The sequence below is a fragment of the Bradyrhizobium sp. ORS 278 genome, assembly GCF_000026145.1.
GTDB lineage: Bacteria > Pseudomonadota > Alphaproteobacteria > Rhizobiales > Xanthobacteraceae > Bradyrhizobium.
In genome coordinates this window covers 4,118,308-4,131,360 of sequence record NC_009445.1, presented here as the reverse complement: position 1 = coordinate 4,131,360, position 13,053 = coordinate 4,118,308, and the positions used below count along the sequence as shown (strand labels likewise).

At 63.8% G+C, this 13,053-nt stretch carries 8 protein-coding genes; 5 read left to right on the top strand and 3 right to left on the bottom strand.

The window, feature by feature from the left end; all coding sequences use genetic code 11:
* The first annotated feature begins 79 nt into the window (after positions 1-79).
* The gene (locus BRADO_RS18400; protein ID WP_011926841.1) at positions 80-2,365 is read left to right on the top strand and encodes an FdhF/YdeP family oxidoreductase; all 2,286 of its coding nucleotides are present in this window, start codon (positions 80-82) and stop codon (positions 2,363-2,365) included.
* A 12-nt stretch (positions 2,366-2,377) separates the two neighbouring features.
* On the opposite strand, the gene BRADO_RS18395 is transcribed toward BRADO_RS18400, so the two are convergent.
* Together BRADO_RS18395 and BRADO_RS18390 are read right to left on the bottom strand one after the other, a co-directional pair.
* Complete coding sequence (locus tag BRADO_RS18395) at positions 2,378-3,871, bottom strand: HWE histidine kinase domain-containing protein (protein WP_041756693.1); 1,494 nt, start codon at positions 3,869-3,871, stop codon at positions 2,378-2,380.
* 13 nt (positions 3,872-3,884) lie between these two features.
* Complete coding sequence (locus BRADO_RS18390) at positions 3,885-10,145, bottom strand: HAMP domain-containing protein (protein WP_085972887.1); 6,261 nt, start codon at positions 10,143-10,145, stop codon at positions 3,885-3,887.
* Positions 10,146-10,628: 483 nt separating this feature from the next.
* On the opposite strand from BRADO_RS18390, the gene BRADO_RS35790 reads away from it, so the two are divergent.
* The gene (locus BRADO_RS35790) at positions 10,629-10,823 is read left to right on the top strand and encodes a hypothetical protein (RefSeq protein ID WP_011926838.1); all 195 of its coding nucleotides are present in this window, start codon (positions 10,629-10,631) and stop codon (positions 10,821-10,823) included.
* Between the two features lie 168 nt (positions 10,824-10,991).
* Here BRADO_RS35790 and BRADO_RS18380 read toward each other — a convergent pair whose 3' ends face one another.
* Complete coding sequence (locus BRADO_RS18380; RefSeq protein ID WP_011926837.1) at positions 10,992-12,005, bottom strand: SDR family oxidoreductase; 1,014 nt, start codon at positions 12,003-12,005, stop codon at positions 10,992-10,994.
* A gap of 244 nt (positions 12,006-12,249) precedes the next feature.
* Between BRADO_RS18380 and BRADO_RS18375 the strand changes: the two genes are divergently transcribed.
* From BRADO_RS18375 to BRADO_RS18370, 3 genes are read left to right on the top strand one after another with little or no spacing between them, the layout of a single operon-like run.
* Positions 12,250-12,468 carry a hypothetical protein gene (locus BRADO_RS18375; RefSeq protein WP_011926836.1) on the top strand — a complete coding sequence of 73 codons (219 nt, stop codon included), beginning with the start codon at positions 12,250-12,252 and terminating at the stop codon, positions 12,466-12,468.
* A gap of 21 nt (positions 12,469-12,489) precedes the next feature.
* Positions 12,490-12,645 carry a hypothetical protein gene (locus BRADO_RS35465; protein WP_173363507.1) on the top strand — a complete coding sequence of 52 codons (156 nt, stop codon included), beginning with the start codon at positions 12,490-12,492 and terminating at the stop codon, positions 12,643-12,645.
* 27 nt (positions 12,646-12,672) lie between these two features.
* Positions 12,673-13,053 (top strand): PRC-barrel domain-containing protein, encoded by a 381-nt coding sequence (locus BRADO_RS18370; RefSeq protein ID WP_011926835.1) that lies wholly within the window; start codon positions 12,673-12,675, stop codon positions 13,051-13,053.

Here is a 13,053-nt window from a genome sequence, read left to right as displayed (position 1 = left end):
ACTGCGCAATCTCCCGTGAGGGTCGGAACTTGCATCTCGGTCACGGGTTGGCCGGGCTTTCAGGCCGCGGAGATGGATCGTGAGTGAAAAGGCGAAGATTCAGGACTACAACGCACCTGCCGGCGGCTGGGGATCGGTGCGCGCCGTCGCGAGTATCCTCACTCAGGAGGAAGTCACGCTGCTTGGCAGCGAAATCCTCTTGAAGCAGAACAAGCCTGGCGGCTTCATGTGCGTGAGCTGCTCATGGGCGAAGCCGGCACAACCGCATCCGTTCGAATTCTGTGAGAACGGCGCGAAAGCCACCGCCTGGGAAATCACCGGCAAGACCGTCGGGCCCGAGTTTTTCGCCCGGCATACCCTGACCGAGCTGCGAACGTGGTCGGACCATCAGCTCGAGGAGCAGGGCCGGCTGACCCATCCGATGCGCTACGATGCCGCGAGCGATCGCTACCTTCCGGTGGGCTGGGACGAGGCGTTCGGCGCGATCGGAGCTGAGTTGAAGGCGCTCGATCCTCGCAAGGTGGTGATGTACACGTCGGGTCGCGCCTCGCTCGAGACGAGCTACATGTACCAGCTGTTCGGCCGAATGTATGGCACCAACAATTTCCCCGACAGCTCCAACATGTGCCATGAATCGACCTCGGTCGCCCTTCCGGAGGTGATCGGCGTCCCTGTGGGCACCGTGCTGCTGGACGATTACGACAAGGCCGACTGCATCCTCTTCTTTGGTCAGAACACCACGACCAACTCGCCTCGCATGCTGCATCCGCTGCAGCGGGCGGCGCAACGTGGTGTCCCCATCATCACGTTCAATCCGCTGCGTGAGCGTGGCTTGGAGCGGTTCACAAATCCGCAAAATCCGATCCAGATGGTGCTGACCGGCGGCACGCGCATCAGCACGCAATACCATCAGCTCAGGGTCGGCGGCGACGGCGCGGCGCTGCTCGGGCTGTGCAAGGCGGTCATCGAGGCCGATGACGCTGCGATCGCTACGAAGGGGCCGCGGGTTCTCGACGTTGCCTTCATCGAACAGCACACGTCCGGCTTCGATGACTTCGCGAGCTACTGCCGGCAGGCGGCTTGGCACGACATCGAACACGCCTCCGGGCTTGGCCGGACTGATATTCTCGAAGCTGCCAAGGTCTACGCGTCCGCGCATGCGGTGATCGCCAATTACGGCATGGGGATCACGCAGCATCGCCACGGCGTCGAGACTGCGAAGATGATCGTGAATCTCCTGCTGCTGCGCGGTAATATCGGCAGGCCTGGGGCCGGCATCTCGCCGGTCCGCGGGCATTCCAACGTGCAGGGGCAGCGCACGGTCGGGATTTCCGAGAAGACCAAGCTGGTGCCGCTCGACCGGCTGGCCGAGCTCTACAATTTCGAGCCGCCGCGCTGGGATGGTCTCAGCACGGTCGACGCCTGCGAGGCGATCATCAAAGGCGACGTGAAGGGCTTCGTCGGTCTTGGAGGAAATTTCCTGCGCGCGGTGCCGGAGACCTCGCTGATGGAGCCTGCCTGGTCGAGGCTCCGCTTGTCGGTCCAGATCGCAACCAAACTCAACCGCACGCATCTCGTCCCCGGCGAGCACACCTATCTGCTGCCGTGCCTCGGCCGGATCGAGATCGATCGGCAGGCGAGCGGGCCGCAGGCCGTGGCGATGGAAGATTCCACGACCTGCATTCACGGCTCGCGCGGCCAGCGCCAGCCGGTCGCCGAAGGATTGTTGTCCGAGCCTGCCATCGTCGCAGGACTGGCCAAGGCAACCCTGGCCCCCAATCCGAACGTGGACTGGGACAGATGGGTTGGCGACTACGCGCTGATCAGGGATGCAATCGAGCAGACCTATCCGGATCAATTCAAGGACTTCAATGTACGGCTCTTCGAGCCTGGCGGCTTTCCACGTCCACTCGGCGCACGTGAGCGCAAGTGGAAGACAAAGACCGGCAAGGCGAACTTCACGGTGCCAAAGGCTGCCTTGAATCCGCCTGAGCAGGGCAACGGCGTGTTCCAGTTGATGACCTTGCGTGCCGACGGGCAGTTCAACACCACGATCTACAATGAGGACGACCGCTTTCGCGGTGTCAGCGGCGGCCGTATGGTTGTGTTCATGAACGTGCAAGACATCGGCGAGCTCGGCTTGGCGCAAGGCGACATGATCCGCCTTTCGACCGTGGCCGACGACGGTGTGGAGCGGTCGCTCGGCGGCCTCCAGGTGGTCGCGTTCGACATTCCGCGCTACAGCGTTGCCGCCTACTATCCGGAGTGCAACGGACTGATTCCGCTATGGCACTACGCCGAGGGCAGCAAGGTGCCAGCGGCCAAATCAGTTCCGGTCAGGATCAGGCGGGACGCGGCGGGCTAGGCGGCGGCGGGGTCAACTCGCAGCGCGCCGACGGTTCTGGTCAGGCGTGGCCTTCACGAAAGCGCTGGTCATCTCCGGCGGAGATGCGCCGGGGCGAAGCGGAACGATAAGGCGGCAGATCAATCCTTCCGGACGCCAATCAAACAGCGCGCGGCCGCCGAGCTGGCTCTCGACGCTGGCCATCAGGCTGCGGGTGCCGAACCCGCGAGACGTCGGCACGTGAACCAGCGGTCCGCCGGTCTCGATCCATACAAGGTCGAGGCGATCCTCTTCGATGGTCCATTTCACCGACAGCTGGCCGGAGCGGACCGAAAGCGCACCGTATTTGGCGGAGTTGGTCACCAGCTCGTGCAGCGCCAGTGCAAGCGTCTGTGCCGTCGCAGGTTCGAGTTGCAATTCGGCGCCACTGAAGGCGACCTGTCCGCCGGTGGCATAGGGCGCCAGCTCCTCGGACACCAGCCGGCCGATCTCCGCGCCCTGCCAGCTCGACAGCGACAGAATGGTGTGAACCCGCGCGAGCGCGCTGATGCGGCCCTCGACCGCGCTGACATAGGTCCGCACGCTATCGGCCTTGGTCAGCCTCACGATCGATTGCGCCAGCGTGAGCGCATTCTTGGCGCGGTGGTCGACTTCGCGCGTCAACAGGTTCTGGCGCTCCTCGGCGCGCTTGCGCTCGGTGATGTCGACGGTGACTCCGCTGACGCGGATCACGCGGCCGGCCTTGTCCGTCGTGGCAGCCGCCGTTCCGACGCACCATCGCTCCTCTCCGCTGGGCCTGAGGATCCGGAATTCGGCCTCGTACGATGTCGCGCCCCGGCTGAATTCAGCGACGACCTGCCGCGCACGCTCGGCGTCCTCCGGATGCAGCAGGCCCATGATGTTCACGCTGTTGAGCTCGAAGCTCTGCGGCGTCACGCCGAAGATCCGGTACTGGCCCTCGTCCCACATCCAATCGCCATTTACGCCGTCCCAATCCCAGGAGCCCATCCGGCCGGCGGCGATCGCCATGCTGCGGCGCTGCTCGCTTTCGAGCAGCTGAGCCGTGGACTTCTCCAGCTCGGCAGTGCGCGCGCGCACGCGATTCTCCAGCTCGAGGTTGAGATGCTCCAGCTCGCGGGTCTTGCGATAGAGCTCGGCAAAGACCTTGATCTTCGCCCGCAGCACTTCGGGCACGACAGGCACGGGCACGTAGTCGACGGCCCCCATCTCATAGCCGCGCAGCCGGTCGAAATCGCTGACCTGAACCGCGGAGATGAAGATGATTGCGATCTTCTGGAAGCGCGGATGCTCCCGGATCATCTGCGCCAGCTCGAAGCCGTCGAGCTCCGGCATGCAGACGTCCACCAGGATGACGGCGATCTCGTTCTTGAGCAGGATCTCGAGCGCTTCGCGTCCCGAGGTGGCGACGACGAGGTTCTCTCCGAGCTCCTTCAGGATGACTTCATAGGCGAGCAGCTTTGCGGGCTGGTCGTCGACCAGGAGAATGTTGACCTTGGGATGTTCCATGGTGATCAGCCGTTCAGCGGTGCAGCCACATGCGGATGGCAAGAAGCAGCTGCTCGGTGTTGACGGGTTTGGCCAGATAGTCGGAGGCGCCGGCCTCGAGACACTTTTCGCGGTCTCCCTTCATGGCCTTCGCGGTCAACGCGATGATGGGGAGGCGGGCGAAGATCGGGGACTGCCTGATGACGCCGATCGTCTGATAGCCATCCATCTGGGGCATCATGATGTCCATCAGCACGATCGCAATCTCCGGGTTTCCCTGCACGAGGTCGATGGCCTCGCTTCCGGTCGTTGCCGTCAGCACCTTCATGCCACGTCGTTCCAGCACGCTCGACAGCGCGAAGATGTTGCGTGCGTCGTCGTCGACCAGCAGCACGGTCTTGCCGATGAGGTCCTCGTCGGAGCTGTTCAGCTTTTCCAGCATGCGCTGCTTCTCGATCGGCAGTTCCGTGATGACGCGGTGCAGGAACAGCGATGTCTCATCGAGCAGACGCTCGGGCGATTCGACGCCCTTGACCACGATGCTGCGCGCCATGGTGTGCAGCTCGGCATCTTCCTCGGCCGACAGTTCCCGGCCGGTGAAGACCACCACCGGAACGCCGGCCAGTGTCTCGTCGGTGCGCAACTGCTCGAGCACGTCGAAGCCGCTCATGTCGGGCAGCCGAAGATCGAGGACGACACAGTCACAGGGACCACTGCGGAGCGTATCGAGCGCGGCCGCACCCGTGTCCGCTCCGACGATCTCGATGTCGTCGTGCTCAAGCAGTTGGCGAATGCTCATCCGCTCGGCGTCGTTATCCTCCACGATCAGCAACCGCTTGCGTCTGGGCTTGGCATACTCCTTGATCTGCGTCAGCGCCGCACTGACGCCTTCGGTGGTGGTCGGCTTGCTGACGAAGGAGAACGCGCCGCGTGCCAGCGCGTGCTGGCGGTCCTCGTCGAGCGTGATGATCTGCACAGGGATGTGCCGGGTCAGCGGGTTGTGCTTCAGCTGACTAAGAACGGTCCAGCCGAGCATGTCCGGCAAGAACACGTCGAGGGAGATCGCCGCAGGCTGATACTGCTTGGCAAGCTCGAGCGCCTCGGCGCCCCGGCTTGCGATCAGAACCTTGAACCCCTTGTCGCGCGCAAGATCGATCAGGACGCGGGCGTAATGAGGATCATCCTCGACGACAAGAAGAATGGTGTCTCCGGGCGCGAGATCGAGCCGGTCGTCCGGGAGCGGTTCCATCACGCGCTCTGGCGCCGTGATCTGCTGCAGAGCGGGAGTTTGGAGGTAAGAGGCGGAAGCGGGCGGGCTGACGCGCGGCGCCGTGGCAGGTCCGGAATATTTCAGCGGCAGATACAGCGTGAAGGTGCTGCCCTTGCCGGGCGCGCTGCGCAGGTGGATCTCGCCGCCCAAGAGGTTGGCGAGCTCGCGGCTGATCGCCAGGCCAAGACCGGTGCCGCCATATTTGCGGCTGGTGCCGGCATCAGCCTGCTGAAAGGCCTCGAAGATCAGCTTCTGCTTGTCTTGCGGGATGCCGATGCCGGTGTCGGTGACTTCGAAGGCAATCACGGCCGGCGTGCTGTTGAGCACCGGGTGATCGGCGCTCCAGCCACCGAGCGCGGCTGATACTTTCAAGCGGACCCCGCCGTCGGCGGTGAACTTGAAGGCGTTCGAAAGCAGGTTCTTCAGAACCTGCTGCAATCGCTTGGAGTCCGTGACGATGCTGCGGGCAAGGTTCGGATCGACGTCGATGTTGAAGGAGAGCAGGCGATTCTCCGCCTCATGCCGGAACGGACGTCCAACGGTTTCCAGCAGGTTGGCGGTCAGGATCTCCTCCGCATCGACCGTAACGGTGCCGGATTCGATCTTGGAGAGATCAAGAATGTCGCTGATGAGGTTGAGCAGGTCCGTGCCGGCGCCATGGATGGTACGAGCGAACTCGACCTGCTTGACGGTGAGATTGCCGTCCGGATTTTCGGTCAACTGCTGACCGAGGATCAGGATGCTGTTCAACGGCGTGCGCAGCTCGTGCGACATGTTGGCGAGGAATTCGGACTTGTACTTCGAGGTCAGCGCGAGCTCGGTTGCCTTCTCCTCGAGCGCGCGGCGAGCCTGCTCGATCTCCTGGTTCTTGCGCTCGACCTCGACGTTGCGCTCCGCGAGTTGCTGCGCTTTCTGCTCGAGCTGCTCGTTGGTCTGCTGCAGCTCGCGCTGCTGCGCCTGCAGCTCCGCGGCGAGCTGCTGCGACTGCTTCAGCAGGCCTTCGGTCTGCATCGTGGCCTCGATCGAGTTGAGAACGATGCCGATGGAGTCCGTCAGCTGCTCGAGGAAGGTCATCTGCGACGTCGTGAACGGGCTCAGCGACGCCAGCTCGATCACGGCCTTGACCTGATTTTCGAACAGCACCGGCAGCACCACGAGGTTTTTCGGAACGGCGCGGAGCAGGGCGGAGCCTACCGGAATGACATCGGCCGGGATTTCGGCGATCAGCCGCTGCCGCTTGTCGATGGCGCACTGGCCGATCAGTCCCTCGCCGAACTGGACGAGCTGGCGATGCGGATAGACGCCGTCATTGGCGTAGGAGGCGAGCAGGCGCAGTTGCGGGGTATACTCGGTTTCGACCTGGTAGATCACGCCGCGATGCGCGTTCACCAGCGGCGTCAGCTCGGTCAGCAGCAGCCGACCCACAGTGGTGAGGTCGCGCTGACCCTGCAGCATGTTGGTGAACTTGGCGAGGTTCGTCTTGAGCCAGTCCTGCTCGGTGTTGAGGTCGGTCGTCAGCCTCAGATTGGTAATCATCGTGTTGATGTTGTCTTTGAGCTCGGCCACCTCGCCGCGCGCATCGACCTGAATGGTGCGGGTGAGGTCGCCCTTGGTCACGGCGGTCGCCACCTCGGCGATCGCGCGCACCTGCGAGGTCAGGTTGGCCGCCAGCAGGTTGACGTTGCCGGTCAGGTCCTTCCAGGTGCCGGCCGCGCCGGGCACGTTGGCTTGGCCGCCCAAACGGCCTTCAACGCCGACCTCGCGCGCAACGCTGGTGACCTGATCCGCGAAGGTCGCGAGCGTCTCGGTCATGTTGTTGATGGTTTCGGCGAGCGCGGCAACCTCACCCTTCGACTTCACGGTGAGGTTCTGCTTGAGGTCGCCATTCGCCACGGCCGTCACGACCTTGACGATGCCGCGGACCTGCTCGGTCAGGTTGGCCGCCATGAAGTTCACGGTGTCGGTGAGGTCCTTCCAGGTACCGGCGACGCCGGGCACTTGCGCCTGGCCACCGAGCTTGCCCTCGGTGCCGACCTCGCGCGCGACGCGCGTGACCTCGCCTGCGAAGGCGTTGAGCTGATCGACCATCGTGTTGATGGTGTTCTTCAGCTCGAGGATCTCGCCCTTCACGTCGACCGTGATCTTGCGCGAGAGGTCGCCGCGCGCGACGGCCGTCGTGACTTCGGCGATGTTGCGGACCTGCGTGGTCAGGTTGGCCGCGAGCAGGTTGACGTTGTCGGTGAGGTCCTTCCATGTGCCTCCGACTCCGGGCACCACGGCCTGGCCGCCGAGGCGGCCTTCGGTTCCGACCTCGCGCGCGACGCGGGTCACCTCGGCCGCAAACGAGCGCAGCTGCTCGACCATCGTGTTCAAGGTGTCCTTGAGCAGCAGGATCTCGCCGCGCACGTCGACCGTGATTTTCTTCGACAGATCGCCGCCGGCGATCGCTGTCGCCACCTCGGCGATGTTGCGCACCTGTGCCGTCAGGTTCGAGGCCATGAAGTTGACGCTGTCGGTGAGGTCCTTCCAGGTGCCCGCGACTTCCGGCACTTCGGCCTGGCCGCCGAGCTTGCCTTCGGTTCCAACCTCGCGCGCGACACGCGTCACCTCTGAGGCGAAGGCATTGAGCTGATCGACCATGGTGTTGATGGTGTTCTTGAGTTCCAGAATCTCGCCCTTCACGTCGACCGTGATCTTGCGCGACAGGTCGCCGCGCGCCACGGCCGTCGTCACCTCGGCGATGTTGCGGACCTGCGCAGTCAGATTGCCGGCCATCGAGTTGACGCTGTCGGTGAGATCCTTCCACGTGCCGGCGACGCCAGGCACGTTTGCCTGTCCGCCAAGCCGCCCCTCGGTGCCGACCTCGCGCGCGACGCGCGTCACCTCGCCCGCGAAGCGGTTGAGCTGGTCGACCATCGTGTTCAGCGTTTCCTTCAGGCTCAGGATTTCGCCGCGTACGTCGACGGTGATCTTGCGCGACAGATCGCCGCCGGCGATGGCGGTCGCGACCTCGGCGATGTTGCGCACCTGGGCCGTGAGATTGCCGGCCATCGAGTTCACGCTGTCGGTCAGGTCCTTCCACGTGCCGGCGACACCGGGCACCTCGGCCTGGCCGCCGAGCTTGCCGTCGGTGCCGACCTCGCGCGCGACGCGCGTGACCTCTCCGGCGAAGGCGTTGAGCTGATCGACCATCGTGTTCAAGGTTTCCTTCAGCTGCAGGATCTCACCCGACACGTTCACGGTGATCTTCTTCGACAGGTCGCCCTTGGCCACGGCCGTCGCCACTTCGGCGATATTGCGTACCTGGCCCGTGAGGTTCGAGGCCATCGAGTTGACACTGTCGGTGAGATCCTTCCACGTGCCGGCGACGCCGCGGACCATCGCCTGGCCGCCAAGCTTACCCTCGGTGCCGACCTCGCGCGCGACGCGTGTGACCTCGCCGGCGAAGGCGTTGAGCTGATCGACCATCGTGTTGATGGTGTCTTTCAGCTCCAGGATCTCGCCGCGCACGTCCACCGTGATTTTCTTCGACAGGTCGCCATTGGCGACCGCCGTCGTCACCTCCGCGATGTTGCGGACCTGTGCCGTCAGGTTCGAGGCCATCGAGTTGACGCTCTCAGTGAGATCCTTCCAGGTGCCGGCGACGCCGAGCACGTTGGCCTGACCGCCGAGCCGGCCGTCGGTGCCGACCTCGCGCGCCACGCGCGTCACCTCGCCGGCGAAGGCGTTGAGCTGATCGACCATCGTGTTCAGCGTCTCCTTGAGTTGAAGGATTTCGCCGGAGACGTTCACGGTGATCTTCTTCGAGAGGTCGCCGCTCGCGATTGCGGTCGCGACATCGGCGATGTTGCGGACCTGTGCTGTCAGGTTGGACGCCATGAAGTTGACGTTGTCAGTCAAGTCCTTCCACGTGCCGGCCACACCGGGCACCTGCGCCTGACCGCCGAGCTTGCCCTCGGTGCCGACCTCGCGGGCGACGCGCGTCACCTCGGAGGCGAAGGCATTGAGCTGGTCCACCATCGTATTGATGGTGTCCTTCAACTCGAGAATCTCGCCGCGCACGTCGACCGTGATCTTGCGCGACAGGTCGCCACGCGCGACGGCGGTGGTTACGTTAGCGATGTTACGGACTTGTGCGGTGAGGTTGCCGCACATGGCGTTGACGGAGTCCGTCAGGTCCTTCCAGGTGCCGGCGACGCCCGGGACGATGGCCTGGCCACCGAGCTTGCCGTCCGTGCCGACCTCGCGCGCGACGCGCGTTACCTCGGAGGCGAAAGAACGCAACTGATCGACCATCGTATTGATGGCTTCCTTCAGCTGCAGGATCTCGCCGCGGACGTCCACGGTGATCTTCTTGGACAGGTCGCCATTGGCGACAGCGATGGTCACCTCAGCGATGTTGCGAACCTGGCCAGTCAGATTGTTGGCCATGGAGTTGACGCTCTCGGTCAGGTCTTTCCAGACGCCGGTCACTTCGGGCACCTGAGCCTGACCACCGAGTTTGCCCTCGGTGCCGACCTCGCGCGCGACCCGCGTCACTTCTGAGGTGAACACGCTGAGCTGCTTGATCATCGTGTTGACGATCGTGGCTGACTGCAGGAATTCACCACCCAGCGGCCGGCCGTCGACGTCGAGCTTGACGGTCTGCAGGAGGTCGCCTTGCGCCACCGCAGCCACGGCCCGGGTGACCTCCCGCGTCGGCCACAGCAGGTCATCGATCAACGTATTGATGGAACCTTCCATGTCCGCCCAGGAGCCACTGGCAATGCCGAACCTGACACGCTGCCGCGTCTTGCCTTCGCGACCGACGACCTGCCCGACGCGCTCCAACTGCTGAGCCATGCGCTGATTGGCGGCGATGATCTCGTTGAAGGTATCGGCAATCTTCCCGTCGATGCCCAGGTAGTCGCCGCTCATGCGGACGGAGAAGTCGCCAGAGCGCATCGCCTGAAGAGCACGAAGCAGGTCCTGGCTGGCGTCCACCGCTCCCGCGCCATTGCCGTGACGGTGGGAGCCCTGCTGCATCGGCAGCGGGCTCTTTGCAGTGTCGAGATCGCTCATCAAGTTCCCCCGAGTCAGGACGACTACAAGAATCCGAGTCTCAAAAGGTCGCGGCATAGAAGCTGTGGCAACCTATCAAATCAAGCCGTGTGCACGATCTCAAAGCGAATGGAACCGCATGGAACTGGCACAAGCGGCTCAACTCCACTCGCCCGTTTTCGTTCCAAATGAGTTTTGCGTTGTCGTTGGGTGCATGAGGCGTGGAACTCAAGGGTCAAGCTGACAGCTATACGCTCGCGCCATGGAGGAATGCTCGAAGCAACAACGGCTATCAGAGTTCCAGCCCGGCAAGACCAGAGCTACGCTGAGCAGCCGCCTGGGCATGCTGATGCGACCAGTTCCGGCTGCTCGCTGCCTGCGCCATGCGGTGTGGTCGTGCAAATGGAGGGGACATTAATATCGCGTAACCCGGTTGCGGGTGCTTGGAGTGGCTCCCAACTCATCTCCATGAAACAGTCAGACATCTTCAGAGAACACGCCGACAATTGCCTCCAACTCGCAGAGCGAGCCGAGAGTGATCCGGCAAGTCGCCGCTACACGCGCATGGCTCAGGGCTGGCGTGCGCTGGCGCTCGAACAAGACTGGCTCGATGGCGAGATGACGCCGCTGTCGGGTCGGAAAGCAAGTTTGTCTCAGGACTAAGCGTCGACCAGGGAGGACGCGCGATGACTCCTCGTACTATAATGCTTGCGCTGCTGACCGCATTCAGCGTTGCCTCGGCGGCGGCGGCTTTCACCACCATCCGCCAGGTTCACACCGAGGCTTACGCTTTGCCGCAACCCGTGACGCACATCTAGTTCGCGCGACCGGTCATGGCTGCCCGGACCCTCCTGCCGCGCCGTAGACCTGGCCATTGGCATAGCTTGCATCCGCTGCGGCCAACTGGACATAGATCGACGCAAGCTCAGCCGGCTGTCCGGGACGACCGAGCGGCGTCTGACCGCCGAATTTCTGCAGCTTCTCCATCGTGGCTCCGCCCGACACCTGCAGCGGCGTCCAGATCGGACCGGGCGCGACAGCGTTGACGCGGATGCCCTTCGGACCGAGCTGCTTGGCCAGCGACTTGACATAGTTCATCGTCGCGGCTTTCGTCTGCGCGTAGTCGTAGAGATCGGGTGACGGGTCATAGGCCTGCTCGGACGAGGTGCCGATGATGGCCGAGCCGGGCTTGAGATGGGGCAGGGCAGCCTTGATGATCCAGAACGGCGCGTAGATGTTTGTCTTCATCGTCGCATCGAAATCCTCGGACGACACGTCGAGGATCGACTGGCGAGCCTGCTGGCGTCCTGCATTATTGACGATGATGTCGAGGCCTCCGAGCGCCTCGAGCGCCTGCTGTACCAGCTGCTGGCAGAAGCGCTCGTCGCGCAGGTCGCCGGGAATGGCGATCCCCCTGCGTCCTTCGTCCTTGATCAGCGCGATCACCTCCTGCGCGTCAGGCTCTTCGGTCGGATAATAGTTGATCGCGACGTCGGCGCCCTCGCGGGCGTAGGCGATCGCGGCGGCGCGACCCATGCCGGAATCGCCGCCGGTGATCAGCGCCTTTCGCCCCGCGAGGCGTCCGGAGCCCTTGTAGCTGGTCTCGCCATGATCGGGCCGGGGCGACATCTTGCCGGCCAGGCCCGGCCAGGGTTGCGATTGCTGCTCGAACGGCGGTTTCGGATATTTCTGAGTGGGGTCGACCAGCTGTTCCGGCGTCGTGGAAGCTGCGGCCATGGCGTCACGTCCTTTCGCTGCAACCGAGGTGAGGGATGCCGCTGCGAGTGTCGCCGTGCCTCCGACCATTCGGCGGCGGGAGATCGAAGCGTTGTGGTCGTCGGCCATGCGGTATCTCCTGTGAGGGTCGCAACCAACCAGCCACCGCTGTGAACGTTTCGTCAGCATTACGCGAATTCGGACTTTCTCGACCTCCTCGGCGCCAAGTCGTTGCGGCGGTTTGGCTCATGGGCCCGCCGTGGGGAACGAAAGCTACGGGCATGCGTCGTCTTCATCATGCGACGGCCGCTTGCGCCGCGCAGCGGCGTGAAGCCGCCCTGGTGACGGGCGGAGCAGAGCTGAGACAGGACAGATGCCGTTTTATCACTTTGATTTGACGAACAGCGAGACGCTGGCGGGCGAGCGCTACGTCGAGCTTCCGGGCGACGTCGAGGCGATGGACTCGGCCGACGTGATCGCACGTCAGCTGATCATGGACCATCCCGAGCTGCGGCATCAGGACTATGCGGTCCTGGTGACCAACGAAGAAGGCGACGAGATCTGTCGCGTGCCGCTCGACCTGCTGCATTGAGATCAACCGAAGGAGCGTCCGATGGATCGTGAGAGCCAGGGTATCGTGAGAACCGAGCGCGGCGAGGAACAGCCGGCTGACAAGGAACGCGCGCAGCGGGCGCACCAGACGACGGCCACCACGTCGCCGTCGCATGAGGCCACGCGGCATCCGGAGACGCCTGCGGAGAAGACATGAAGTCGCGACAAACAAGGGAGAGTTGAAATGGCCATCACGGATACGGCGATGCTCGAACAGAGCGAATATGGCAATCTGATCGGCAGCGACAAGGTCGAGGGCACGGCGGTCTATGGTGCCGACGGCGACAGGATCGGCACGATCGAGCGCGTGATGATCGACAAGCTGAGCGGCCGCGTCTCCTACGCCGTGCTTGCCTTCGGCGGCTTCCTTGGCCTCGGCAACGACCACTATCCGTTGCCCTGGCCGTCGCTGAAATACGACACGCAGCTCGGCGGCTATGTCACCGCCGTGACCCAGGACCAGCTGCGCGGCGCCCCGAAATATTCCGACGAGCGCGAATGGGACTGGGGCGATCTCGCGACCGGTCGCAAGGTTGACGACTACTATGGAGTCCAGCTGTCCTGA